The sequence below is a fragment of the Streptomyces sp. NPDC058864 genome (assembly GCF_042742985.1).
Lineage (GTDB): Bacteria > Actinomycetota > Actinomycetes > Streptomycetales > Streptomycetaceae > Actinacidiphila.
In genome coordinates this window covers 42,266-67,079 of sequence record NZ_JBHYMQ010000046.1, presented here as the reverse complement: position 1 = coordinate 67,079, position 24,814 = coordinate 42,266, and the positions used below count along the sequence as shown (strand labels likewise).

Sequence of the window (24,814 nt, the reverse complement as noted above, 5' to 3'; positions counted from 1 at the left end):
GAGACGACACGACACGTCATCCCTGCCGCCGAACCGCCGACATCATGCCTGACCAGCGGAAACGCAGCGATCACCTACGGAAAGACAACAACTTCTAAGAAGCGAACTCCAGCACGCCTGATGCGGCCACTAAGGTGACCTGAGCGGCCTGGTCAGGCCAGTTGTAGTGTGTCGGCGGTCATCGTCTGCGGTCATGCGCTCGACGAACAACTCCTTCGCCGATGACGGCTGTGCCTGGGACGGCAGCCGGAAGAACTACCGGCCTCGCCGGATGCTGCGTATCGACGCGGACAGTCCCAGCCGGCTGCTGCGGTCCGCGCAGGTCGGGCGGTGCGACGGCTGCGGGAACCGTGTGGAGTGGTACCAGCGTCCCGGCAGCACTCCTGTCCCGCTCCACCCCGAGGAACTGCCCGCCGGCACGGTCCCCGCGGGGGAGCGCTGGCACGTCTCCTCTGGCGCCGCACACGCTGGCCAGGACGGGAGTGCCTGGTGCCGGGTTCGGCATCACGCGGTGTGCCCGGCCGGCCCGGCGGGCAATCGCAGCCCGCTGCTGGCGGAGACGCGCCGGGCACTGGGTCTGACCTCGCGTCGGCTGCAGGACGCCGGCTTGTTCACGCCCCGTCCTGAGATGGAGTCGGCCCCTGCGCCGCCCTGCCTGCCGGTTCGGCTGGTGGTGTGTCTGCTCTACACCCGCTACCTCGCCCCCGGGCCTCTTGAGCATCTTCAGTGCGTGGCCCGCACCCGCAGCCGCCGCCGCTGCACTCTGCCGGTCCAAGACCCAGGTGCCCTGCCGGGTATGTGGCGCCTGGAGCCAGCAGACCCACTCCTTGGCCCCGGCGGCGGACGCCTGCCGATCGCGCAGGAGGTGATGGCGGTCTACGACCTGACCGGACTGCCGTATGCCGAGCAACTGCGCTGGCACAAGCAGCGCTGCCCAACCCACGCTGGCATTGACGAGGCCGCGGACCACGCGCGCACCGAGTGTGAGCCCTTCGACTCGGCCCGGCACCGCCAGTACATCCGCGACCGGCTCCCCGATCCCTGACCCGCGCCCAGCAGGAGCCGTCGCCTCCGCCTGAAGGCGCGGCCACCGGCATCCCGCTGCGGTCGACGCTGCCGCTCCTGCAACTTCATAGCTGTCGAGTCCGTTCTCTGCCCATCTGTGAGGCGCCCATGTCCAAGAGCTTGGTCGGTACTCCCGACCCTGATCAGCCGCCGCCCGGGCCCGCGCTCTATGACGAGCACGCCGAGCACGCGGTCCTGGTGGCCTTGCTCCAGCACTCGCAGCCGTACCTGATGGCGGTCCTGCGACCGACGCATTTCAGCAGCCCGGCCTGCCGTGAGGGTTTCCTTGCCGCAGCCGCGGTCCACCGCTACAAGGAGAACTGCACTCCGGAAGCCGTCGCGGCCGAGCTCGGGCAGCAAGCCAGCACCGACGACTCTGCGGTACGGGCCTGCTCCACGACCTTGCTCGTGCCGCAGCACCGGCGGAGCCGGTGGTGGTGCATTACGCGGCGATCGTCGGGGACCTGGCCGACCTGCGCCGCCACGCGGCTGCTCACCCCGAGGGGATGCCGTCGATGCCGATGCGCGGCTTCCTCACCGACGGCGACACCTGACCAACCCTGCGCGCCCCCTGTCGCGCCTTCACAGATCGATGAAGCTCAACGATGCTGAAGCCCACTGACGAACAGATCGCGGCCGCCGACGCCTTCGCCACCGGGGACCACCTGGTCATCCAGGCCGGTGCCGGCACCGGCAAGACGACCACCCTCACCCAGCTCGCCGCCAGCACGCCACGCCGGGGCCTGTATGTCGCGTTCAACCGGTCCATCGCCCAGGACGCCGCCACCCGCTTCCCCGGAACGGTGCTGTGCAAGACCGCGCACTCCCTGGCCTACGCCGCCGTCGGTCACCGCTACCGTGCCCGCCTGAACGGCCCCCGGCTGCCCGGACGTCACACCGCAGACGCGCTCGGCATCACCAAGCCCATGAGCATCGGCGACCGCGTCGTGTGGCCAGCGACTTTGACCTCTACGGCGCAGCGCACCGTCACCCGGTTCTGCCAGTCTGCCGACCCCGTAATCGAGCAGCACCATGTGCCCCCGCTCCGTGGCCTGGCCGCAAGCCTGCACGCGGAACTCGCCCAGCGCATCCTGCCCTACGCCCGCGCCGCCTGGGCCGACCTGCAGCACCCCGACACCGGCGCCGTCCGCTTCGAGCACGACCACTACCTGAAAATCTGGGCGCTGTCCGACCCGAAACTCCACACCGACTTCGTTCTCCTGGACGAAGCCCAGGACACCAACCCCGTCCTCGAGCAGGTCCTACTGGGCCAGCGTGGCCACGCCCAGCTGGTCATGGTCGGCGACTCCGCGCAGGCCATCTACGGCTGGCGCGGCGCCAAGGACGTCATGACCGGCTTCGACGGCACCACGCTCTGTCTGACGCAGTCGTTCCGTTTCGGCCCCCTGCTGGCACTGGAGGCCAATCGGTGGCTTGCGATCGCAGGCGCCCCGATCCGCCTGGAAGGCAGCCAGGCGATCCCCACCGAGGTCGGCACGGTGACCCAGCCCGATGCGGTGCTGTGTCGCAGCAACATCGGCGCCATGGCCCAGATTTTCCGCTTCCTCGCCAAGGGCCGCAGGGTCGCGCTGGTCGGGGGAGGCCACGCCTTGCGCGCTCTGGCGCTGGCGGCCCGGGACCTGCAGGACGGGCGCCGCACCTCGCATCCCGAGTTGGTGCTGTTTACCTCCTGGGGCCAGCTGCAGGACTACGCCGAACACGACCCCGCCGGCAGTGACCTGCAGCCCCTGGTCGACCTCGTCGACCACCACGGCACGGACGCCGTCCTGGCCGCGGTGGGCCGCCTCGTACCCGAGAGCGACGCGCAGGTGACGATCTCCACCGCGCACAAATCCAAGGGCCGCGAATGGCCCCAGGTCGAGATCGCCGAAGACTTCTACCCGCCCAAAGACAGCGACGAAAAGGACGAGCACGGCAACCCCCTGCCCGGCCCGATCGACGACGCCGACGCCCGCCTCGCCTACGTCGCCGTCACCCGCGCACGCACCCGACTCGACCTCGGCGGCCTGGAATGGATCCACGACCACCCCGACGGAATCCCTCCGGCGTTACACTCCTGGCGAACCGGCGACCTGGTTGCTGTTGCAGGCTGAGCCGATTTACACGCAGCAGTTCTGTCTGCTTCAGCGCTTTCCCGTCGCGCGGATGCTGGCCTCAAGCGCTGCCATCAGATCCACGGCCGGCGTCGGCTCTTCCGGCTCCTGCAGCCCGGCGCCGGTCATCTTCGCGGCCACCAGCTGCTCGAGCGCGGCTGCGTACTCATCGTGGAGATTGGCGATGTCAACTCCGGCGAGCTGGTCCATCAGCAGCTCGGCGAGCTGCAATTCCCGGTCCGTCACCGGCGCGGGGCTGGAGAAGTCGTCGGGCTCGCGGATCTCTTCCGGCCACAGCAGCGTGTGCAGCACGAGCATGCCGCGTCTGGGCCTCAGTACCGCCAGCCGCTCCCGGGTGCGCAAGGTGACCTTGGAGACGGCGACCGTCCCGTGCCGGGCCAGCGCCTCCACCAAAAGCGCATACGGGCGCTGGCCCTGCTCGCCGGTGGCCCCGACCCAGTAGGGCTTGGAGTAGAGCACCGGGTCGACGTCGCGCTCGTCGACGAAGCCGAGGACATCGACGGTGCGCTTTGTCGGGAGAGGGAGCGCGGCCAGGTCCTCATCGAGGAGCACGACGGTGCGGCCGTCGGGCCGCTCCCAGCCGCGCGCGATCTCCGACTGCGAAACTTCCACGTCTTCGCGCTCACAGACCCTCCGGTGCCTGATGCGGGCCCCGTCGCTCGCATGGACCTGGTGGAACCCTGTGCCGTGCTCCTCGGTCGCGGAGTAGAGATGGACGGGGATGGTGACCAGGCCAAAACTCACATAGCCGGTCCAGATCGCACGCATACCGACAGCGTGCAAGCCAGGGCAGTACGCCGCGCGGCCTGCTGCTCCGGGCCGGTGACAGCGACTTTGGGCCGAATGCGGCTTAGAGGTCGCGCGGATAGGCGTGTGGTCCTGGTCGGCGGTTCGGGCGTTCGTCCCAGCGGTGTGTCGTCCATGCCCGCCGAGTCAGGCTGCGCACGGTGATGATCGTGTCGGCGAGGTCGAAGAAGGCGTCGATGACGGTGGCCCGGCGCTCGTAGCAGCGCGCGAGCCGGTGGAAGGCGTTCTGCCAGGCGTGGGTGCGTTCGACATGCCAACGCCGGCTGGCCTGGATGGGCGCCTTCTCCCCCTTGTGCGCGATGCGGCCGTGCAGGCCGCGTTCGCTGAGCAGAGTGCGGGTCTTGTCCGAGTCGTAGCCGGCCTCCAGGTGCACGGTGATGTCGTCGGGTAACGGCCCCAGGTCGCTCAGACGGTCCAGGGTCGGGGCGAGCAACGGGGAGTCGTGGCGGTTGGCGCCGGCCAGGACACGCCCCAGTGGAATGCCGTATCCGTCCGTCATGCCCGAGCGTTTCAGGCCCTGTTTACCGCGGTCGACCGGTGAGCGTCCGGCCATCTCGCCACCTCCGGGAGCCTTGGTGATGGAGCCGTCCACGGCGATCTGGTCGAGGACGAGTCCGACGATCCGGTCGTAGGACTGCAGCGCGATCTGCTTGAGCCGGGCAAACACGCCGAGTCGTATCCACTCGTCGCGGCGGCTTCGGATCGTGGTGGCCGAGCAGGTGGTGTCAGCGATCGCCTCGTAAGAACAGCCGAAGCGCAGCAGCTGCAGCATCTTGTCGAAGATGATCCGGTCGCTGATGCGCCGGCGGTGGCAGCCGAGTGGATGGTCCGGGTGGAACTCCGGGCGCTCGGGAAGCAGGGCCACGAATTGGCCCCAGAGCGGTTCTGTCAGCCATGATGGAAGCGCGGGCACAGGTCTCCCCAGTGATCACAGAGCGTCGCACCTCCATGATCACCGAGACCTGTGCCTGTTCTGCTGCCGGGGTCCCCAACCGCGCCTATCCGCGCGACCTCTTACCGGAAGAGGTTGATCACCCTCCGGATTAGGCTTCCGCACAGCATCGTCCGACGTGTCGACCAGCGAACGCAGGAGCGCTGACATGCCCAAGACCCGCCTCAAGTGCCGCAACGCGTCTTCGGCCGCCGCCGTCGTGGCCGCCGGAACCGAGCCAGGCGACCCGCAGCACACCGTCCGGCAGGACGGCCGCCACGTCGTCATCGCCTATGCCGACACGCGCTGGCCCTTCGACGTCGCCGAGTGGGCCGCCCTGGAAGGGCACGCCAGCGACAAAGCCGCCGCCCAGGTCATGGCCGACCTGTGAACCAGCGGGATTGACACCCCCAGGAGTGAGGTAGACATCGGTCGCGGCTTCGCCCACCTCCACCTTGGGCGGAGCCGCGTCAGAGTCAGTGATCAGCGCACGACGGTCGCGTCCAGGTTCACCCATACGTGCGCCACTGCACGACGGGGAAGCCGTCGCCGCCAGGAACGTCACCTTCCGCAGCACCAGCCGCTTCGGGGGAGCGTCTGCACCTGTAGGTAGATCATCGGTGCGCCACTGCACTACGGGGAAGCCGTCGCCGTCGGAACGGCCATCGATCCACGACTGAGGCAGCGCCGACGAGCCTCCCGCCGGCGCTGCTCGACACGCTACGTAGTGCTCGGGCCTGTGGCGGCCCCAACCGATGAAGCAGGTCGCGTGTGTGGGTAGGGAGGGTAACTGGGCTCCCGTGCCATAGGGATGAGACTTCGAGCGTCTTCCTCAGCGGCACGGGAGCTCTGTTTGTTGTGGAGACCGATCCCTGACCCGAGCAGTGGCCATGCTGCAGACTCCCCGAGGTCTTTCGGCGCTGCCCTTGCGGTGATGACGGCTGTGGCTAGGGTTTTGGCTGGCCGCTGCAGGCGGGTCCCGGGCTGTCAGAAGGTGAGAACCAGCCGGCCGCGTACGCCGCCTGCTTCGAAACGGCGATGAGCCTCGGCCGCCTGGTCGGCGGGGTATTCGGCCGCGACTCGCAGTGAGATGCGGCCTTCCTCCGCGAGCGCGCGCAGGTCGTCGAGCTTGTCGCTGGCATGGCGGTAGTCGGGCACGAAGACGTTCCGGACGATGACGTTCTCGGGTTCGCCCAGGGGCGTCGTGCCGGGTTCTCCCTCGCTGCGTGCGAGGGCGAGCTGACCTCCGGGCCGGATGGCGGGGAGCACCTCGGGGCCCATGACCGCGGAATCCACGACGGCTTCCACGCCGCCGGGAACGACCTCGAGGATGCGCGCGGCCACGCCCGGCCCTCGGCTGACGATTCGGTCGGCGCCCAGTGAGCGCACCAGTTCCTCGTCTGCGGGAGCCGCGTCGGCCACGACGCGCAGCCCGTCCGCCTTGGCCAGTTGCACGACGTAGCCGCCCATGGCGCCTGCGGCGCCGGTGACGGCGATCCAGTCGCCGGGGGCCAAGCCGAGTACGTCGAGGGCGCGGCGTGCGGTCAGTCCGTTCATCGGAAGGGTGGCGGCCTGGGCATGGGTGGTTCCGGCGGGGGCCTTGACGACCTGCCGGGCGTCGAGGACGACGTACTGCGCGTAGGCGCCGCCGGAGGGGTCGATGGGGATGACGATCGCCATCACGCGGTCACCGACCTGCAGATCGGTGTCTGTTTCCGGGCCGATCTCGTCCACGACGCCAGCCGCGTCCATGCCGGGTCGGTACGGCGGGGTGAGGCGTCCTCGGAGCATGGGGTCGGTGTGGCCCTCGCGCAGCAGGACGTCCGAGGGGTTCACCGAGGCCGCGTGCACGCGCACCCGGATCTGTCCCGGTCCGACCGCGGGGAGGGGCAGGTCTACGACCTCGAGTACCTCGGGACCGCCATAGCGGAAGACACCTACAGCCTTCATCGCACTACTTCTCTCTGATGGGGGCCGCTGGGGCGGCCTTGATGTTCGGTTCTGCGGCGCCGGCTGCTGCCGCGCACCACAGTTGTTTACCGAATGGTCGGTATAGAATATGGCATGGATCAAGGACGCTGATCACTCGGGCGTCCGGGTGACGGGTCGCGGCTGATGCCGACGCAGGTCGGACGGGGGTCAATCGACGTTGTGCGAGTCGCGGGGCTCTTCTCCACGGCCGCCGCGCCGAGTTCGGGTGCTGCCGGCCGGGAGGCACTCAGGGCTCGGGCCAAGGCGACGTGGTCTGTTCGTCGAGTGCGTTGCAGATGCCGTCGTCAGGCGGCGTCGGGGTTGAGGCCAACGCAGGCTCGCTGCGGGCCGTATCCCTTGGTGTGGAGGCGGCCTGGCGGTGCTTGCGTCCACGCGCCGGTAGCGCGGGCTTTTGGCGGGGGAGCCCTACGTGCTGGGCGCGTCGGCACCGGTGGCGTGTTGCACTGTGCAGGCCCCCTCTGCGTCGCAACCAGCTTGGCCGTCGGAGTCCGGGACCGTCAGTTGTGCTCTGCGGTCGGCCCACGCGCGTTCCAGCAGTTCGGTGAAGGCCTCGGCCGGTTGGGCGCCGGAAAGTCCGTATGTTCCATCGACCACGAAGAACGGCACGCCTGTGATGCCCAACTGTGCCGCCTCGGCCTCGTCCGCGCGTACTCGGGCGGCATAAGCCTGCTTGTCAGTCAGCACGGCGCGGGCGTCCGTTTCGCTGACGCCGGCGCGGACGGCAAGTTCGACTTGGTGCTGCGGGTCGTAGATGGTCCGCTCCGCGGCGAAGTTGCCCTCGTAGAACAGTGTCAGCAGTCTCTCCGCACGGCCCTGGGTGGCGGCCAGGTGGAGCAGTCGGTGCAAGTCGAAGGTGTTGCCGTGGTCGCGGGAAGCGACGACATATCCCAGTCCCTCCTTCCTGGCGATCCGCGCGAGCTTCTCCTCGGCTGCCCGAGCCTGCGGCGGAGTCATGCCGTACTTCTTCGCGTGCGCTGCCCCGGTCGTCGGGAGGACGTGGGTCAGATGGGGGCCGAGCTCGAATGAACGGTGTACCACCTCAACTGATTCCCGGTGTGCAAACGTGGCAAGCGCCTTCTTGAAGCGGGCCTTTCCGATGTAGCACCACGGGCAGGAGATGTCAGACCAGATGTCGACGCGCACTTCTTGTCCTCCGGGCCAAGGATTGTCTTCTCTGCAGAAAGCTGTACTCACTGGAAGATGGTCTGCGGGATGCCCTGCTCAGCGCGGCAGCGGCCGCGCACGCGCGCAACTTCCCCGCTTAGACGTGAGGGCAGACGGTGCGTCAGGCCGCGCCGCCGTGGGGGGAGGGCGCCCACCCGAGCGGAAGCTTCGGTGCCGGCTGTGCCGCACATCCGTGTCTCCTCCAGATGTCGCGGGCGCTCGGGTCAGGCTGCATTCGCATCCCAGTTGTCCAGCGCGTCCATCCGGAACCGGGTCAGCAGCAGGGTGTCGATCAGCCACTGTCCCTGAACCTTCCGGTAGGTCTCGCGGTACTGCCCGTAGCCGTGATGCCCTTCGGGGGCGTCCTCGCCGGCCGGGAAGGTCAGCAAGTCCTCCATGGCCCAGATTCCGGTCGCCGTGTCCGGCCCCGTGATGTCGATCTCGGGCATGTGCCCGTGGTGGACGGAGGGTGCGTTGCCGGTGAGATCACGGATCGTGTTCGCGAACTCTGTTGGTGACTTCCATGTGATGCCATCCGTCACGAGCCTGGCGTCAGGGGTGAACAGCGCTGCCAGCTCCACGTGCTTCTTCTCGTCCACGAAGCGGAAGTAGCGGGCCTTGAGCTTCTTGATGCTTTCGATCGCGTCCAGCTCTCGGATGATCTCCTCGAGATCCCTCATGGTCGTGCCTCCTGCCAGTGAGCTCAGGGGATCCTATTCGGACGATGTTCGTCCCCTTCCGTAAAACTACCACAAGAGGACGATGATCGTCCGTTTCGGTTGCATGGTTGCGGGTTGGTGAGATGGCGTTCGATCCATAACGGGCCAGGTCTGTTTGCGCAGGTCAAGGCGTTGATGGGAGGGCAATCCGCAGGGCCGGGGGCGTTTACGATCTTGGTTTTACTGCTTCCGCGAGGGCGGCAGCGCACAAGAAATTGTTGACCGTACGTTCCGGGTGGTGTTCACTGTCGGCTGTCGACGCAGGTGCCGCTCTGGCCCTGCGATGCCCCCGGCTCGACCGTCGCCGCCACGTTGCGGCTGCGGAATTACGGGTCGCGCCTGGGTGCCCTTACAACGCACAACTTGATCTCCGCACGCCGGTCTGCGGCTGTTCTCCCCGCACAACTGACGGGGGGCCGTGGCCGAGCCGAGCGGAACGAAAGGAACCAACCATGTACGGACAGGAAGCCGGGAAGGCGACCGCGTTGCGGTCCCGGATCACTGGCGCAGCTGCGGCGGCTGCACTACTGGTCGCTGGGGGAGCGGGCGCGGTGGCCCTCACCTCCCCGTCCGCGAGCGCGCATGACCAGCAGGTGAGCGCGCACGGGCAGAATGCATCCTCCAAGGCCCTCGCGGCCAGGGTGCAGCGTCTGGAGGACATCGAAGACATCCACCAGCTCAAGGCCCGCTACTTCCGCTTCGTGGACGAGAAGAAGCACGACCAGCTCGCTGGGTTGTTCACTCCTCATGCGAAGCTCGTGACGGATGGGATCGCGTGGAAGTCGCCGCAGGAGTTTGCGCACACGATCCGTGATCTCACCGGTGCCGCACCGTCCGCTCACTCGGGCGCGATGCCGGAGATCAAGATCACGGGGCCGAACACGGCATCCGGAATCTGGTCGATGGAGGACGTCCTTACCTTCCCGGCCGGGAAGAAGGGCGCTCCGGAGGGGCATAACGGATACGGCCAGTACCGCGAGACGTACCGCAAGGTGCATGGGAAGTGGCTGATCGACTCGGTCCTGCTGACGCGCTTCTACATGGAGCCGCTGGCGCCTTGGACTCCTCCCAAGACCCCGGCCGGCCGTTAAAGTGCAGCGCGCTGCGTTACCGAATGTGACGTGCCACCCGCTTTCAGGTGGCAAGCCTGACGAGTGGGGTCGCGGACTGGAGACAGATCACGGTCGTTACGGCGGCCGGCGATGGATCTTGTCCGCGGCCCGACTCGCCACAGTGTTTCAGGCCTGCCTCCGGCCGCCCTCGGATGATCGCCGAGCAAGCCGACGGCATGTCAGGGATGCGACGGTCGAAGCCATTGAGGCGTACGCCGTGTACGCTACGCCGGGCGGCGACCTGGCGTTCCGCCAAGCTGTGGTCGTGAGGCTGCTCCGAGCCGCTCGTGTGATCATCGGATGGCCCCCCTGGGATCCTCCTCTGGAGCTGCATCTGCGGTGCGTGCGGCACCCCGGCGGACCCATGGGAGAGTTCGGGCGCGGCGCGGTAGTCAGCGATGTGTTCGTGGCCGCTTGCCCCAGGTGGTGCGCGCCCGGCGATGCGGGAAAGGCCGAGGATGACCTGACGTCCTTCGCTGCATTCCCCGGCTACCGCCATTGGCAACAAACGGATCAGCCGAGGGGGTGGAGCGCGGTTTCGGCGACCGCCATGAGCGATTCCCGGTCGGGCTTGATGGACCCCATCACCCGCAGGCCGTGCATAGTTGCGAGGAGGAAGCGAGCGAGGTTCCGCGGATCGCGCTCCTTGGACAGTTCGCCGTTCGCCTGGGCCTCAGCGACGACCTGATAGAGCGCTTCCTCGAGCAGTTCTGTCGTCGACTGCACGTGGGATGCGACTTGGGGGTCGTGTGCGATCCGGCCCACGGCGGCGCCGACGATCATGCAGGCTCGCCGGCTGCCGTCGCGCACGATGTCGTCCACGGCCGCGACCAGGACCTCGCGCAGCAGCTCACGGCCCGGGGCCCCCTGGCGGAGAACTTCGACCAGCGGCTGCGCGTAGTGCTCGCGATAGCGGTCCATGGCCGCCAGGTAGAGGCCCTCCTTGCTGCCGAAGGCCGTGTACAGCGAGCCGCGGCCCACGCCAGTGGCATCGACCAGGTCCTGGATCGACGTGCCGTCATAGCCGTTTCGGCAGAAGGCGTTCATCGCCGCCTCCACAGCCCTTTCGGTGTCGAATTCCCTGAGTCGTGCCATGCCCAGAGGGTACCAGAACGAACGGTACAGATTATTTCGGGTGGAGTGCGACGCCTGAACCAGACGGTCAGGCCTCCTCTCGCCCCCGCGCTGTGGCTTTCAGTGGTCTCCGCAAGGCGTTCAACGCCGGTCATGAGCCCCCTGGCGGCCGGCAGCTCACGCGGCCGCCTTGCTGTCAGAGCCAGCTCCTCGCGCTCTGGCGAGGCGGCGCATCGCAGCGAGATCGTCCCCGCTGCGGGCACCCCTCGCGCAACGTGTGCGCGCAGTGTGGCCACCACCACAATTATTTACCGACCGGTCGTTCCTGATGGTGGTAGGGTCTCGAAGAGCGGGACTGGCAAAGCCCGTTGGCGCCCTGCGGATCGTTGCCTCATGCCGATCCGGCCGCCCTTCCTCATCGTTCATTCCGCAAGGCCGTGGCGCCTGCCATGGCCGGGCATCGAAAGGAGACGCATGTCCAAGCGTCTGGAGTCCAAGGTCATCATCGTCACTGGAGGGACCTCCGGGATGGGGGCAGCCTTCGCGAGGCGGGCTGCTTCCGAGGGCGCGACCGTGCTCATCGGAGCACGCGACAAGGAGCGTGGCGAGGCGACCGTTGCGGAGATCGCCCGCGAGGGCGGCAAGGCTCTCTTCGTCCCGACCGATGTGACCGTCGAGGAGGAGGTCGCACACCTGGTCGACGTTGCGGTCAAGGAGTTCGGCGGCCTGCATGGCGCCTTCAACAACGCAGGCGGCGGCACCAGCCACGGCGCCGTCCGGGACATCGAGGCGTCCTTCTGGGACAGCGTCCTCGCTCTCAACCTCACGAGCGTCTTCTACAGCCTCAAGCACGAGATTCCGGCGATCGTGGCCAGCGGCGGCGGCTCCATCGTCAACAACGCCTCCGTGGTCGGTGTGGTGGGCGACCCGACGGCCGCCGCCTACTCCGCCGCCAAGCACGGTGTCGTCGGCCTCACCCGCTCCGCGGCACTCGACGCGGCCAAGGAAGGCGTACGCGTCAACGCTCTGGTCACGGGCCTGGTGAACACCCCGCTGTGGCGGGGCTTCACCGAGAACAGCCCTGAAGCCGCCAGCGCCCTCCTCAACCAGCAGCCGACCGGCCGGGCCGCCGACGAGTCAGAGATCGCCGCATTCGCAACCTTCCTGCTCAGCGACGAAAGCCCGTTCATCACCGGCGCGGCCCTCGCGATCGACGGCGCACTTACCGCCGGCTACTAAGCCGCGCATCTCCGGTCGCACGCAATCCGTCAGCCAGCGGAAACGCCCTGCGACACGGGCACGTTAGCGGCGCCCCACTTCACCACTCGGGGCGCCGCCCACGAACGCGGTGGCGAGCATGCGCAGCAACTCCCTCGCGCAGGGGCCACCTGCACCCCTACCTGCACCAAACCCCCCGCAACGCCGCCTGTGGGGCCGGCCTCGACCCGCCCCCTTGCTCCTCCGCCGGGCTACTACCGGACTCCGGTCCCTCGAGCGGTCACTTCAGGTGCCGGATTCTGCAAACCCCGCGTGCACAGCACCCCTTTCCGGCTTCAGACGAACCCCTGCGACCAAGGAGCCGCCATGCCTGCCGATGACCCCCGCAATCCACGTCCCGCGCTGCGCCGGGTGCGCATTCCTGGGACGGTCCGCGTTTCCCCTTTCGGTCAAGCTCGCCGAGAAGAGAAGTTGGGCGCCGCCGGAGCAGTGCGGAGCACGGTCGGCAACACGAGCCACTAGGGCGTGTATCGAAAGTGCTGGTCACAGCCACTCGTTGATGGCGGCGACGAGGACGGTCGCCTCGTAGCGGACGGCGAGTTTGTCGTACCGTGTTGCCACGGCGCGGTGTCTCTTGAGGCGGTTGATGCCGCATTCGACCGCGTGCCGCGCTTTGTAGTCCTCCGGGTCGAACTTCGGTGGCCGGCCGCCTCGCGAGCCGCGCTTCTTGCGATTGCGGGCCTGGTCGACCTTGTCCGGAATGGTGCAGCGGATACCCCGTCGTCGCAAGTAGGCCCGGTTCTTGCGAGAGGCGTACGCCTTGTCGGCCCGCACGCGCAGGGGTCGGGTGCGGGGCCTGCCAGCCCCGAGCTGGGGCACCCGGACGCGGCCGAGGACGACCTCGAACTGCGGGGAGTCCCCGCGCTGGCCTGCGGTGATCACGGTCGACATGGGCTTTTGGCCCTGCTCGACGGCCAGGTGCAGCTTGGTGGTCAACCCGCCGCGGGAGCGTCCGAGCCCGTGGTCGTCCGGCTCGGCGGTGATTCCGCCGGGCGGTTCCTTTTGGAGGTCCCCTTTTTCCGTGCCCCTGCGGCGTGCTGGTGGGCCCGGCAGACGGTGGAGTCGACGTTCAGCTCCCAAGTGATCAGGTCCTTCGCGTCCGCCCGGGCCTGGAGCTGGGTGAGGATCCGCTGCCAGGTGCCGTCACGCTGCCAGCGGCGGAACAGGTCGTACACCCGGCCCCACGGGCCGTACTGCTCAGGCACGTCCCGCCACGGGACGCCGGTGCGGACCCGGAACCGTATGCCGTCGATCAGCTGCCGCCGGGTCCATATCGCCGGTCGACCGGCCTTCTTTCGTACTGGCAGCAGCGGCTCCAGCGCAGCCCACTGCTCATCCGTCAGATCTCCACGCGCCACGAACCAAGATCATTACACATCAAGATCCACTTTCGATACACGCCCTAGATCCGCACCTCCTCTTACCGAAGGCACGTTCATGCATCCCACCGCACACGTCGGCGTTACCGGACTGGCCGTCATGGGCCGCAATCTCGCCCGCAACCTCGCTCGTCACGGCTACACCGTGGCCGTCCACAACCGCACCCCCGCCCGCATGCTGGCCCTGGTCACCGACTTCGGTCACGAGGGAAGCTTCATCGCGGCGGAATCGCCCAAGGAGATGGTCGCCGCGCTGCAGCGGCCGAGGCGTCTGATCGTCATGGTGCAGGCCGGCCAAGCCACCGACGACGTCATCGCCGAGTACGCGCCGCTGCTCGACCCCGGCGATGTCGTCGTCGACGGCGGCAACGCGCACTTCACCGACACCCGCCGCCGGGAAGCCACCCTGCGCGAACGCGGCATCCACTTTCTGGGCACCGGCATCTCCGGCGGCGAGGAAGGCGCCCTGAACGGACCCAGCATCATGCCCGGCGGCTCCCCGGAGGCCTACCAACTGCTGGCTCCCGTCCTGAACGACATCGCCGCCGTCACGCCCGACGGCGCCCGGGCCGTCGCCCACCTCGGCCCCGACGGCGCCGGCCACTTCGTCAAAATGGTCCACAACGGCATCGAGTACGCCGACATGCAACTCATCGCCGAGGCCTACCACCTCCTGCGCCATGCCACCGGATGGAGTCCGGCACGGATCGCCGAGGTCTTCCGCCGGTGGAACACCGGCCGCCTGAACTCCTACCTCATCGAGATCACCGCCGAAGTCCTTGCCCACCACGACGCCGACACCGGCCTGCCCTTCGTCGACGTCATCGCCGACGCCGCCGAGCAGAAGGGCACCGGGCGCTGGACCGTGCAGACCGCACTCGACCTGGGGATCCCTGTATCCGGCATCGCCGAGGCGGTCTTCGCCCGTTCCCTGTCCGGTCACAGCGCTCTGCGCGCCACCGGCGCCGCCCTGCCCGGCCCCGCCCCCACCCTCCTCGGCGAGCGCGACGCGGTCCGCTTCACCGACCAGGTCGAACAGGCCCTGTACGCGTCCAAGGTCATCTCCTACGCCCAGGGCCTCCACCAGATCCAGGCAGCCGGTGAGACCTACGGCTGGAACATCGACCTCGCCACCGTCGCCGCGGTCTGGCGCGCCGGCTGCATCATCCGCGCCGCCTTCCTCGACCGCGTCCGGGACGCCTACACCACCGACCCCGCCCTGCCCAGCCTGCTGGCTGACCCCGGCTTCGCGGGGGAAGTCGGCGCCGCCCAACTGCCCTGGCGTCTGGCCGTGTCCCACGCCGCCCGCGACGGCGTCCCGGCTCCCGCCTTCGCCGCCGCGCTCGCCTACTACGACACCCTCCGCACCCCGCGCCTGCCGGCCGCCCTCACCCAGGCCCAGCGCGACTACTTCGGCGCCCACACCTACCACCGCACCGACCGCCCTGGCACCTTCCACACCCGCTGGGACACTGACCGCACGGAGCTGAAGAGCAACTGAAGGTCCCGCCAATAGCTACATATCGCCCCCGCGGGCAGGCCCGCTCGGTAAGCGGCGGCGTGGAAAAGCTGCTCCCCATGCGCGAGCCCAACCCACTGACTTGAGCTTGTTCCGCTTTGACGGACACCATTGGTGTGGTGGTCAGGCTGCGTGTGTGGTCTCGTAGTCGGCTGGGCTGAGGTAGCCGAGGCTGCTGTGCAGTCGGTGCAAGTTGTACCAGCTCTCGATGAAGTCGAAGATCGCGGTGCGTGCGGCGGCCCGTGTGGGCCAGCAGGTCGTGTCGAGCAGTTCGCGTTTGATGGTGGCGAAGAACGATTCGGCCAGCGCGTTGTCCCAGCACTGCCCGGTGCGACCAACCGACAGGGAAACTCCGAACTGGTTGGCCAGCACCGCGAATTGCTGGCTGGTGTATTGGCTTCCGCGGTCCGAGTGAAAGATCACTTGCCGCGTCGGGCGGCGCCGCCGGCAGGCAGCGGTCAGGGCGTCGGCCACAAGATCGGTGCGCATGTGGTCGGCGGTCTCCCAGCCGATCACGCGGCGTGAGGCGATGTCGATGACGGTGGCCAGGTAGAGCCAGCCCTCGTCGGTCGGGATGTAGGTGATATCACCGCACCAGCGGGCGTCGAGCCCGGTGGGGTCGGGCTGGAAGTTTCGGGCGATGAGGTCGGGACGGGTGGCGGCCCGGGGGTCGGGAACGGTGGTCAGGTGCCGTCGTCGGCGATGCACGCCTGCCAGCCCGGCCGCCCGCATCAGCCGGGCGACACGGCGACGTCCGCACGCGGCGCCCTCATGCTGGAGAGCGGCATGGACGCGTGGGGCACCGTAGGTTCCCCGCGATCTCGTGTGGACGGCGGTGATCTGCTCGGTCAGCTCGGCGTCGCGGACCGCGCGGGGACCGGGGCTGGCGGTGCGGCGGGCGTAGTAGGCGGCTCGGGAGACCTTCAATAGCTCACAGGCTCGTTTGACGCTGTGACCTGCGCGTTTCTCCGCCTCGATGAACGGGTGAACCGTCACCGGGTCTCCTTCGCGAAGAAAGCCGTGGCCCGCTTGAGGATGTCAACGTCCTCCCGCAGCCTACGGTTCTCCCGTCGCAGCGCGGCCAGTTCATCGCGTTCGCTGCTGGTCAGGCCGTCTCGCTCGCCGGCGTCGACCTCGGCCTGCTTGACCCAGTCCCGCACCGCGGTCTCGGTCAGGTCGAAGTCCTTGGCGATCTGGCCGACCGAGCGGTCACCACGCCGGCACAGCTCGACGATCTCCGTCTTGAACTCCGGCGTGAACGAGCGGCGAGGGCGTGGCTTCTTCTTCCCCATGCTCTCCATGATGGACATCCTCCCGGGGTAGAACCCCTGATCTCGAATGTCCGTCAAAGCGAATCAAGCCCAAACATCGTTGGCCTGACGTGACGCGGTGCAGCTGCCATCGTCCATCGCCGATGGCGGCTGCGTTGCGGCTCAGTTCAGCCGGGTGGTGGCGTAGGCCAGCATGGCGTCGCGCTGGTACGCGGCGAGCCCCGGAGCGATGGCCTCGTATGCGGCGCGCCAGGTCTCGTTGTCGACGATGGAGCGTGCGATGGCCCGGAAGTCCTCGGCGGAGACAGCACGCAGCTCGGTCAGTGCCCGGTACTGGGTGTCGATCTCGGCCTGGACGGGGTCGGCGTCGACTGGGCGGCCCGCGCCCATGAGTTCGGCCAGCCTGATCATCTGGGCCGTGCGCTCACGGTGCGCGGCGTCGGCGTCTGCCTGGCTCATCGTGGCAGCGCGTTGTCCGACCTCCTGGGCGAGTTCGGGGTAGTCGCGCATGTTGTCTTCGTAGTGGGAGGGTGTCACGCCCTCGAAGAGGTTCTCCGGGCGGTTGATGGTCATGGGACGGTCGTCCTTCCTGGACTGCTCCAGTTCGGCGATCGTACGGAAGACAGTGCTGGCCAGGATGTCGATCCGGTCGCGCTCCGCGAGGAGGCGTTGGTGGTGACTGCGCAGGGCGTCCACCTCGTCGACCTGCTCGGACAAGATCCGGCCGATTTCCGGTAGCCCAACACCCAGCGCCCGCAGTACGAGGATCTGCTGCAGCCGCAGGAGTTGGCGTTCCCCGTAGTAGCGGTGACCGTTGGTGCCGATTCGGGCTGGCGGCAGCAGGCCTGTCTCGTCGTAGTGGCGCAGTGTCCGGGCGGTCACACCCGACACCCGTGCTACCTCCGCGATCGGCCAGTCCATCACCACTCCCGCACGTATGTGTCGCCAGGCCGGTCTCTCCGGCCCTGGTCACGACGGTAGAAGCTGCCGCAACGGCAACTTCAACCCCGGGAACCCGATGCCCACGCAATCGCACAGGCACGGTGGCCTGCCCCAAGACAGCACGACCTCCGCCCGCTGTCGACGTCGTGCTGCACAAGAGCGGACACTTGCTGTGACAGCGTTCAGCGGTCAGCCTTCTCATGTGAAGCGGGGCCTTGGCGTTCCGATGTGTGACATGGGCCGATGCGCCCCTTGAGAGTTGGGCGCATCGGTCCGCGGCCTTGGAAGTCGGGGGTGGGCCCTCAGGAGGAAGCCACCTCTCGCTCTCCTTCGTGTCACGGCTATCGCCAGCAAAGGGAACGTCGCCGGCAGTCGTGTGGCACGGAGCCCCGGCTGCGCATCTGGCTGCGCCATGATGATCAGGGCGCACGCCACTTTGAAAGCGGCGTCGTGCTCTGGTGCGGGTGCCGACCGTGGGCCACTACTGGGCGCGGATTTGTGGCCCCGGCCCTTCGAGCGTGGTGTGCCCGGAGGCGCGCATCCCGTCGAGCAGGAGGGTGATGACTCGACGCCATCCGTCGGGCCCGGCGTCGATGCCGAGGCAGTGGTCGGTGTCCAGTGAGGCGCGGGAGCAGATGATGATGTCCTGCCAGGTCACGTCGCTGCGCAGCATGCCGGCTGCGCGGACGCGTTCGGTCAGGTGGATGACGGCGTCCTGCACTGCGGCGGTCCGCTCCGCGAGTTCCGCCGAGGGTGGTGATTCGCACGCGGCCGTGACCTCGGCTAGTCCGCGGCTGTCCCGGTGCGCTCCAGCCAGTTCCATCACAAATGCAGTGAGCCCGTCCCAAGGGTCCGGGAGTTCCATGCAGGCCTGCGCGGTGTCACACAACTCGTCATAGAGGCTGAGCACCACAGCGTCGAGGAGAGCTTCCTTGGTGCCGAAGCGCCGGTACAGTGTGCCCACCCCCAGGCCAGCAGCCTTGGCGATGTCCAGGGCGGAGACGTCCAGCCCGCGCGCCGCAATCGCCTCCCGGGTCGCGGCGATCAGCCGGCGCCGATTGCGTTGTGCATCCGCTCGGCCTTCAGACGTGGCGCCCGGGGGAGACGGCGGCATCCGAGATTCAGATCTTGCAGCGATCACTCAGATCGGCCTCCTTGCGGCGCAGCACCGCCCTAACCTAGGGCGACCGGCGATCGGACGACGATCACCGATATGAGTAAAGGTAGCACAAAGGGACGATGGTCGTCCGTTTCTCCTTCCTTCCCGTCGGCAGGCCCTCTCCCGCGTCGGGGAGGTAGGCGGCCGTAACACCGACGATCTTCGAAGGCCGCACGAAGCAGGCGGAAGCGGTGCGTCCAAAGTGTTACGCGCAGCGCGTTCGCCCTGATGGCAAGCGTCCGGGCTCAGAAGGCGGGATTGACACCCGTATGCCCCGGGTTCGCCATGTGCGCGGCCAGCAACCCCCCAGGCCAGCTGGCAGGCGGCGCCTTCTCGGGACGGCGCAGTGCCTGCTTGACCACCGCGTCACCGAGTACGGTCTCGATGTCCATCCTCGCGAACCGCGCGAGCAAAGAGCTCAGCGGCTCTTCGGCCTGGGTGGCCGTCTCGGTAGCACCGAAGTCGGTCATGACGCCGAGCCGCACGAGCCGGGGGAGTGTCCCCATACGTTCCGCGATGCCAGGGGAGGTGTGCAGGGCGACAGCCTCCCAGACCTTCTGGACCAAATGCGCGGGCCACTCCCGGCGCGACAGGAACGCCCGGGCGGCGTCCGCACCCTCCACTTCGAAACGCTGCGGTCCGTCATACGCTTCGGCTGTTCCTGCGTCGTGGAACAAGCACGCCACAGCCAGCGCCTCGCGCTCCCGCCCCTCAACGCCTTCCCGTCGGCCAAAGTGATCGGCCAGTAGCCACACCCGCACGCTGTGGTTCGCGATCGCCGGCTCAAGAACCGAACGCACGTGATGGTAGGCAGCCTCACCAATCGCTCCGCCGAAAGAGACCTCCACCGCAACCTCCTCGCCCGCTGCAGCTCTGCTGACGGTTAAGACAGCGACAATAACGGCCCCGTGGGTCGGCAGCCCGGGGCCGCCGCCGCTGGCAGGACAACTGATCGTTCAAAATGCCGCGCGAAGCGATGCGCAGGCGTTTCCTGGGCCTTTCGACGGAAGGCGCGCCGCCCTGCACCCCGATGCACTGCACCAAACCTAGACCGGGGACCGCCCTACCATGGGCGCATGAGAACTGCCGCGCCGGGGATAACGGCTTACACGCCCACGGGCACGCCGTACCTGTTTGACGCCGGCGCGCTGTGCCTGGAGTTCCTGACCTCCGGTGGCCCCGGAGAGCTGAGCCGCTACGACGTTCTCCACACCCCGCCGGACCTCGCGCGCTGGCTCGGACTGTCACGGCTGGGCCTTGAACCTGCGGACGTGCGTGTATCCGATGCCGATCTGCAGGCGGCGCTCGACCTACGCACAGCCTTGTGGGGCATGGGCCGTAGCGCGGCACGCGGCGAGGAGCTGTCACCGGGCCATGTGAGCTGCGTCAACGGCACCGCCGACCATCCGCCGCTTACCCGGCGGATCAGCGGCAACGCGGCAGCATGGCGTTACCCGGCGAGTGGCGCAGAGGCCCTGTCGACGATCGCTCGCGATGCAGTGGAGCTGTTCACGGGCGAATTCGCCGGTCGCATCCGCGAGTGTGATGCACCCGAATGTTTTCTCATCTTCGTTGACACGTCACGGCCCGGTCTGCGCCGGTGGTGCGCGAAGGACGCCTGCGGAAACAGGCACAAGGCGCGGAAGTCACGCGCCCGCGCAGCAAATTGCCGGTTGGCCAGCGACCGGTGATGAGCCTTTCTGGCATCTGAACGACCGTTGTCGGGAGATGCGAGCCGCCGGCTGGAGCCCTTTGGCAGTCGACCCATAGGCCACAGCCCTTCTCCATCGCCACCCGCTGTTGAGCGACGCCTCGAGGCCCTGCCCCTGGCTGCTCAGCTTGGATGAAGTGGTGACCGCGCAGCCGTCTGCCACCCCGCCGCCCGCGGACCTGTCAGCTCCGAGGCGCAAATACCTGCAGTACGGCTGAGCGGCCCTCACATGGTCATCCCTGCATGTCTGCCCGCGGGTGCAGACGGTAACGCCCGCCCGGCTGCGCGTCTCAGTCCATGAGCAGGTGACGGACCAAGATTGTCCCGTAGCGTGCGTACCCTGTATAACGGGGTACGCGCAGAGGTCGTCTTCCCCTGCCGATGCGTGGACGCGCCTCAAGCGGCCAGGCAAGCAGCCGACGCCAGGCACTCGAGCACCGAGTGCGACGTGCCCTCAGGCGTCTCCTCCGACGATCTCGCGCATGTCTCCCCGTGACGCCTCCAGGTGGCGGCACGGGATCCAGCCTGCGTGAGCCGTCCATCCGGCTCTTTCATCTCCCGGGAGCATGCGGTGAAGGTCGAGCAGTACATGGTCGACGGTGTCTTCGTGGAACACGTCGGACCCAAGGGCATAGCCACGGCACCTCCCATCGTGTTTGTGCACGGCGGCAGCCATGGCAGCTGGCTGTGGGAACAGTGGCTGCCCTACTTCGCCAGTCTGGGCCGGGACTGCTACGCCTTCAGTTGGTTCAACCACACCGGATCGCGTGAGCTCCCCACCGAGCAGTTCGTCCGCCGCAGCATGCTGGAGGCAACCGAGGAACTGGACATCGTCGTCTCCCACATCGGTGAGACACCCGTGCTCGTAGCCCACAGCATGGGTGCGGCAGTGGCACAGAAGTACTCCGAAGACCACCCGGTCCAAGCCCAGGTACTTCTCGCGCCCGTGCCCTGTACGGAAAGCAGCGGGGAGGCGATACCCCTGCCGCTGGACTGGTCGGTGCCGTTTCCGCCGATGCCGTACGAGATGGCAGTCGAGTGGTTCCTCGCCGGATGCCCGGAGGACGACGCCCGCCGCTACTACAGCTTGATGCCCGACGAGTCACCGAAGGCGGTGTGGGAAGCGGCCCAGCGCGGAGCGGCGATTGAGCTCGACCGCACCCGAGTCAGTGGCCCCATGCTGATGATCGCGGGTGGTAAGGACATCGTGTCTCCCGCGCCCCTCGTGCGTAAGCACGCCGCGCACTTCGGCGCCGACTACCTCTTCCTGGCGGACCGCGCGCACAGCCTGATCCTCGAACCGCGCTGGCGTCACGTGGCCGACCGCATCAGCTCGTGGCTCAGTCGCACCGCCTGGTGAACCTCTTCCAGCTCCGGTCACACCTCACCAACATGGCGACCGATCAAGCACGCGAAGCGAGAGAAGTGTCCGACCAGCACCGGATGCCGGCCCAAGCCGCCACCACCCAGCACCCCGGCTCGAGCGGACCCTCCGCCGATCCAGCGAGCCGATGTCTCTCGACAGTGACATGCCTCGATCGCCGGCATGCACCCACAAGACGCCGAGTGCGTAAAGAGAACATGGACCAACACGGAGCCAGCCCATGTCCAGGTGACCGATGGATCCGCTGAGCGACGTCCTCAGCCTGCTCGATCTCCGCAGCGGACGCTTCGCCCGTCTGGAAGCACAGGAGCCGTGGGCCGTGAGCTTCTCGGGCAACCGGCACATCAAATTGGGCGCAGTGCTGCACGGTACGTGCCGGCTCGAGGTCGCCGGCGCCCCGAGGCCGGTGCTGATGGGGGCGGGGGACTGTTACCTGATCGGGAGCAGCCGCGCGTACGTAATGAGTGGAGGCCGCGAGGTACGGGCGCTGCCTAGCGCCGAGGTCTTCTCAGGCCATACCCCAGGCGTTCCGGTCCGCATCGGGTTGGATCCGGACACAGTCGTGGTGGCCTGCGGATTCAACCTCGACGGAGCCAACGCTGCCGCGCTCCTCGACGTCCTACCGCCCGTCGTCCATGTTGCCGCGGGCTCCCCGGAGGCGGGCGGTATCCGCAGCGCGCTCGACCTCCTTCGCGCCGAAACCGAGCAACCGGCCTTGGGTACCCCGTTCGTGACGGAACGCCTGGCGCACATCTTGCTGATGCACCTGCTCAGGGCCCACGCCATGCGAGGCGAAGACCAGGACATTGCATGGCTGACCGCGCTTGCCGATCGCCATGTCGGGGCCGCACTACAGCTGATGCACGATATGCCGGCGTACCCCTGGAGCGTCGCAGAACTCGCCACGAAGGCCGGGCTGTCACGCTCGCGTTTCGCGGAAAAATTCACGCAAGCCGTGGGCTTACCGCCCCAGGAATATCTCGCCGGTCTCCGCATTCGTTCCGCGGCACGTGAGCTGAGGAACGGCGACAGCCCGATCGCGGCCGTAGCCGCGCGGTGGGGCTATCGCTCGGAAAGTTCCTTCAGCCACGCCTTCAAACGCGCCATGGGCTCTGCCCCTGGGCGTTATCGCGCGGAGAGGCGACGTCACACCGGTGCCCACCCCTCGGATGCACGTGAAGACGTCGTCAGGGAGTGACCCTCAACCGGCGGTCCGCAGCCGATGGCGCGCCGCAGGGCCTGCAGGAAGAGCTGCGTGGCATCCACGCATCGACGGTTTCGAATCAACGATGGAGAAGACGAGCATGGAGATCACCACGTACGCGAACGAGCCCCATGGCGATGCTGCCCGGGCCGGTCACGTAGCGGATCTGGCCACTCGGGCAGCAGCGCTGCAGCCACTGCTACAGCAGCACGCCGCCCAAGGGGAAGCTGACCGTGTCATACCGCCGGCTGTCGTCGAAGCCCTCGACGAGGCCGGTGTCTTCCGGCTGCTGACCCCCAAGCGCTACGGAGGCCATGAAACGGATCTCCGGACGCTCATTGAGGTGTCGGAGGCCCTGGGACAGGCGGACGGTTCCGCGGCCTGGGTCGGGATGATCATCTCGGTGACCAACTGGCTGGCCTGCCTCTTCCCCGAGAAGGCCCAAGAAGAGGTGTTCGGCACCGACCCCGACGCACGAGTGACCGGCGTGGCCGCGCCGACCGGCATCGGGGAACGGGTCCCCGGCGGCTGGCGGGTCACTGGCCGCTGGTCCTACAACTCCGGCGCGCCGTATGCGACCTGGGCGGCAGTCGGTGCTCTCCTCAAGGACGAGCAGGGCGAGGTCACAGATCAGGCGCTGGTGCTGATCCCGGCTGCCGAACTCGCTGTGGAGGACACCTGGCACACCGCGGGCATGCGGGGCACCGCGAGCAACACCTTGGTGGGTCAGGACGTCTTCGTGCCAGAGCACCGGGTCTTGTCGGTACCGGCGGCCACAGAGGGCGTATACCCCCGTCCCACCCGCGGCGAGGCGCGGTACAGCGCGCCATTCGGTCCCATGCTGGTGCTGTGCCTCACCGGGCCCTTGCTCGGTCTGGGCCGAGCCGCGCTCGAGGCCGTGGTGAGTGCGGCCGCGTCCAAGCCGCTGTCCTTCACCATTTACGGCCGACAGGCGGAATCCGTGGGCGTACAGACGCAGATCGCCGAGGCCGCGCTGAAGATCGAGACGGCCCGGATGCTCGTCTACCGCGCGGCCACCGAAGTCGACACGGTCGCCGCCGCGGCCCCCATGAGCTACGCCGCCCGCGCCCATATAAGGGCCCGCGCCGGCTACGCGGTGCAGCAGATCCTGGAGGCGATCAACATCCTGCTCAACGCCCACGGATCATCGGCCTTCGCCGAGACCAGCCCCTTGCAGCGCATCTGGCGCGACGCGAACACCGCAGCCCGCCACGCCGGCCTGGTCCCCGCCGTCGGCCTGGAGGTCTACGGCAAAACCCTCCTTGGCGTACAGGACCGCGTCAGTCATGTGGTCTGAACTTGTAGTGGATGACCCGCCGTCAAGCGGCACCGGAAACCGGCTTCCCCACCCCTACCACTCAGGGCCCAGAGCCCTGACAAGCGGGCGCCCAGGACCGACCTGATTCCACTTCTTCAGCTGAGGCCGTGGAGGGGCTCGAAGTACCCGCTCAGGCGGCGTTGTTGACGCCGAAGTGCAGGACGCCGAAGTGCCCGGCGGTGTGCGCCATGGCCCGCTTGAGGTCGTTGGAGATGCTGACGTCCCCGGGGACGGCGACGCCTCGCCGTTCGAGGCAGTGAGTGGGGCTGGGCGACGACCTCGTCGAGCTTGTCTTGCGTCGGCCGAAGACGACTACCTTGGTGCCGCGCTCGGAGAGCAGACGTGCAGTGGCGGCGCCGATGCCGCTGCCGGCACCGGTGACGAGTGCTACCCGTCCGGCGAAGGAGCTGGTCATACGGGGTGTGCTTCTTTCGTTCACTGCTGGGCGAGACGGGGCGGGCTTGCGCCGGAGGAGGAAAGTCCCGCCCAGCGGAAGCGGTCGAAGTCGACGGAGCGTCATCACCGGCCTGATCGTCGTCTCGCAGGGCCGGTAAGGGTCGGCACCGAGCAGCCCCAGCGGATGCAGGTGCCCGCGCGGCACCCCTCCACGCGGGACTTGCCGCACCCGG

The 24,814-nt window shown here is 68.0% G+C and carries 23 protein-coding genes and 1 pseudogene; 11 read left to right on the top strand and 13 right to left on the bottom strand.

Annotation, left to right across the window (positions count from 1 at the left end; translation table 11 throughout):
* Positions 1-193: 193 nt before the first annotated feature.
* The 3 genes and pseudogenes from ACFW3D_RS28575 (at position 194) to ACFW3D_RS28565 (ending at position 3,179) form a co-directional block, all read left to right on the top strand.
* Positions 194-1,045 carry a DUF6083 domain-containing protein gene (locus ACFW3D_RS28575; RefSeq protein WP_500508645.1) on the top strand — a complete coding sequence of 284 codons (852 nt, stop codon included), beginning with the start codon at positions 194-196 and terminating at the stop codon, positions 1,043-1,045.
* A gap of 128 nt (positions 1,046-1,173) precedes the next feature.
* Positions 1,174-1,428: pseudogene (locus tag ACFW3D_RS28570) on the top strand (DnaB-like helicase N-terminal domain-containing protein); the annotation flags it as partial.
* Between the two features lie 245 nt (positions 1,429-1,673).
* On the top strand, positions 1,674-3,179 hold the full coding sequence (locus ACFW3D_RS28565; RefSeq protein ID WP_500508652.1) for a UvrD-helicase domain-containing protein: 1,506 nt from the start codon (positions 1,674-1,676) through the stop codon (positions 3,177-3,179).
* A gap of 30 nt (positions 3,180-3,209) precedes the next feature.
* Here ACFW3D_RS28565 and ku read toward each other — a convergent pair whose 3' ends face one another.
* Positions 3,210-3,968 (bottom strand): non-homologous end joining protein Ku, encoded by a 759-nt coding sequence (ku, locus tag ACFW3D_RS28560; RefSeq protein ID WP_500508643.1) that lies wholly within the window; start codon positions 3,966-3,968, stop codon positions 3,210-3,212.
* A gap of 82 nt (positions 3,969-4,050) precedes the next feature.
* Complete coding sequence (locus tag ACFW3D_RS28555; RefSeq protein ID WP_500508641.1) at positions 4,051-4,920, bottom strand: IS5 family transposase; 870 nt, start codon at positions 4,918-4,920, stop codon at positions 4,051-4,053.
* A 187-nt stretch (positions 4,921-5,107) separates the two neighbouring features.
* On the opposite strand from ACFW3D_RS28555, the gene ACFW3D_RS28550 reads away from it, so the two are divergent.
* A complete protein-coding gene (locus ACFW3D_RS28550; protein WP_500508639.1) occupies positions 5,108-5,329 on the top strand; it encodes a hypothetical protein in 222 nt (73 codons plus the stop codon).
* Between the two features lie 596 nt (positions 5,330-5,925).
* On the opposite strand, the gene ACFW3D_RS28545 is transcribed toward ACFW3D_RS28550, so the two are convergent.
* The 3 genes from ACFW3D_RS28545 to ACFW3D_RS28535 form a co-directional block, all read right to left on the bottom strand.
* Positions 5,926-6,888: a quinone oxidoreductase family protein gene (locus ACFW3D_RS28545; protein ID WP_500508636.1), complete on the bottom strand. Its 963-nt coding sequence runs from the start codon at positions 6,886-6,888 to the stop codon at positions 5,926-5,928.
* 447 nt (positions 6,889-7,335) lie between these two features.
* A complete protein-coding gene (locus tag ACFW3D_RS28540) occupies positions 7,336-8,073 on the bottom strand; it encodes a DsbA family oxidoreductase (protein WP_500508633.1) in 738 nt (245 codons plus the stop codon).
* 245 nt (positions 8,074-8,318) lie between these two features.
* Positions 8,319-8,774 (bottom strand): nuclear transport factor 2 family protein, encoded by a 456-nt coding sequence (locus ACFW3D_RS28535; RefSeq protein WP_500508631.1) that lies wholly within the window; start codon positions 8,772-8,774, stop codon positions 8,319-8,321.
* A 491-nt stretch (positions 8,775-9,265) separates the two neighbouring features.
* Between ACFW3D_RS28535 and ACFW3D_RS28530 the strand changes: the two genes are divergently transcribed.
* Positions 9,266-9,904 carry a nuclear transport factor 2 family protein gene (locus ACFW3D_RS28530; protein WP_500508629.1) on the top strand — a complete coding sequence of 213 codons (639 nt, stop codon included), beginning with the start codon at positions 9,266-9,268 and terminating at the stop codon, positions 9,902-9,904.
* A 534-nt stretch (positions 9,905-10,438) separates the two neighbouring features.
* On the opposite strand, the gene ACFW3D_RS28525 is transcribed toward ACFW3D_RS28530, so the two are convergent.
* Positions 10,439-11,020: a TetR/AcrR family transcriptional regulator gene (locus ACFW3D_RS28525; protein WP_500508627.1), complete on the bottom strand. Its 582-nt coding sequence runs from the start codon at positions 11,018-11,020 to the stop codon at positions 10,439-10,441.
* A 453-nt stretch (positions 11,021-11,473) separates the two neighbouring features.
* Between ACFW3D_RS28525 and ACFW3D_RS28520 the strand changes: the two genes are divergently transcribed.
* The gene (locus ACFW3D_RS28520) at positions 11,474-12,238 is read left to right on the top strand and encodes an SDR family NAD(P)-dependent oxidoreductase (protein ID WP_500508625.1); all 765 of its coding nucleotides are present in this window, start codon (positions 11,474-11,476) and stop codon (positions 12,236-12,238) included.
* Between the two features lie 522 nt (positions 12,239-12,760).
* Here the strand turns inward: ACFW3D_RS28520 and ACFW3D_RS28515 are convergent.
* A protein-coding gene (locus tag ACFW3D_RS28515) for an IS5 family transposase (protein WP_500508623.1) occupies positions 12,761-13,635 on the bottom strand; the annotation gives its coding sequence in 2 pieces (ribosomal slippage) (positions 12,761-13,245 and positions 13,245-13,635; 876 coding nt in all).
* Between the two features lie 79 nt (positions 13,636-13,714).
* Here ACFW3D_RS28515 and gnd point away from each other — a divergent pair.
* Positions 13,715-15,157: an NADP-dependent phosphogluconate dehydrogenase gene (gene gnd, locus ACFW3D_RS28510; RefSeq protein WP_500508620.1), complete on the top strand. Its 1,443-nt coding sequence runs from the start codon at positions 13,715-13,717 to the stop codon at positions 15,155-15,157.
* Between the two features lie 141 nt (positions 15,158-15,298).
* Here gnd and ACFW3D_RS28505 read toward each other — a convergent pair whose 3' ends face one another.
* The 5 genes from ACFW3D_RS28505 to ACFW3D_RS28485 all read right to left on the bottom strand — a co-directional run bounded on the left by ACFW3D_RS28505 (position 15,299) and on the right by ACFW3D_RS28485 (position 19,395).
* On the bottom strand, positions 15,299-16,171 hold the full coding sequence (locus tag ACFW3D_RS28505; RefSeq protein ID WP_500508618.1) for an IS3 family transposase: 873 nt from the start codon (positions 16,169-16,171) through the stop codon (positions 15,299-15,301).
* Positions 16,168-16,476, bottom strand: coding sequence for a transposase (locus ACFW3D_RS28500; RefSeq protein ID WP_500508616.1), 309 nt, complete (start codon positions 16,474-16,476; stop codon positions 16,168-16,170). The genes ACFW3D_RS28505 and ACFW3D_RS28500 overlap by 4 nt, the downstream gene beginning before the upstream one ends.
* Before the next feature lie 132 nt (positions 16,477-16,608).
* Positions 16,609-17,367 carry a MerR family transcriptional regulator gene (locus tag ACFW3D_RS28495; RefSeq protein ID WP_500508613.1) on the bottom strand — a complete coding sequence of 253 codons (759 nt, stop codon included), beginning with the start codon at positions 17,365-17,367 and terminating at the stop codon, positions 16,609-16,611.
* Between the two features lie 502 nt (positions 17,368-17,869).
* Positions 17,870-18,529, bottom strand: coding sequence for a TetR/AcrR family transcriptional regulator (locus ACFW3D_RS28490; RefSeq protein ID WP_500508610.1), 660 nt, complete (start codon positions 18,527-18,529; stop codon positions 17,870-17,872).
* A 263-nt stretch (positions 18,530-18,792) separates the two neighbouring features.
* The gene (locus ACFW3D_RS28485; protein WP_500508608.1) at positions 18,793-19,395 is read right to left on the bottom strand and encodes an HD domain-containing protein; all 603 of its coding nucleotides are present in this window, start codon (positions 19,393-19,395) and stop codon (positions 18,793-18,795) included.
* A 228-nt stretch (positions 19,396-19,623) separates the two neighbouring features.
* On the opposite strand from ACFW3D_RS28485, the gene ACFW3D_RS28480 reads away from it, so the two are divergent.
* From ACFW3D_RS28480 to ACFW3D_RS28465, 4 genes are all read left to right on the top strand, one after another.
* A complete protein-coding gene (locus ACFW3D_RS28480; RefSeq protein ID WP_500508605.1) occupies positions 19,624-20,238 on the top strand; it encodes a CGNR zinc finger domain-containing protein in 615 nt (204 codons plus the stop codon).
* A 591-nt stretch (positions 20,239-20,829) separates the two neighbouring features.
* Positions 20,830-21,618: an alpha/beta hydrolase gene (locus ACFW3D_RS28475; protein WP_500508602.1), complete on the top strand. Its 789-nt coding sequence runs from the start codon at positions 20,830-20,832 to the stop codon at positions 21,616-21,618.
* Between the two features lie 259 nt (positions 21,619-21,877).
* Positions 21,878-22,840, top strand: a complete 963-nt coding sequence (locus ACFW3D_RS28470; RefSeq protein ID WP_500508600.1) for an AraC family transcriptional regulator — start codon at positions 21,878-21,880, stop codon at positions 22,838-22,840.
* Between the two features lie 106 nt (positions 22,841-22,946).
* Positions 22,947-24,164, top strand: a complete 1,218-nt coding sequence (locus ACFW3D_RS28465) for an acyl-CoA dehydrogenase family protein (protein ID WP_500508598.1) — start codon at positions 22,947-22,949, stop codon at positions 24,162-24,164.
* A 151-nt stretch (positions 24,165-24,315) separates the two neighbouring features.
* On the opposite strand, the gene ACFW3D_RS28460 is transcribed toward ACFW3D_RS28465, so the two are convergent.
* Positions 24,316-24,600 carry an SDR family NAD(P)-dependent oxidoreductase gene (locus ACFW3D_RS28460; protein WP_500508596.1) on the bottom strand — a complete coding sequence of 95 codons (285 nt, stop codon included), beginning with the start codon at positions 24,598-24,600 and terminating at the stop codon, positions 24,316-24,318.
* Positions 24,601-24,814 lie beyond the last annotated feature (214 nt).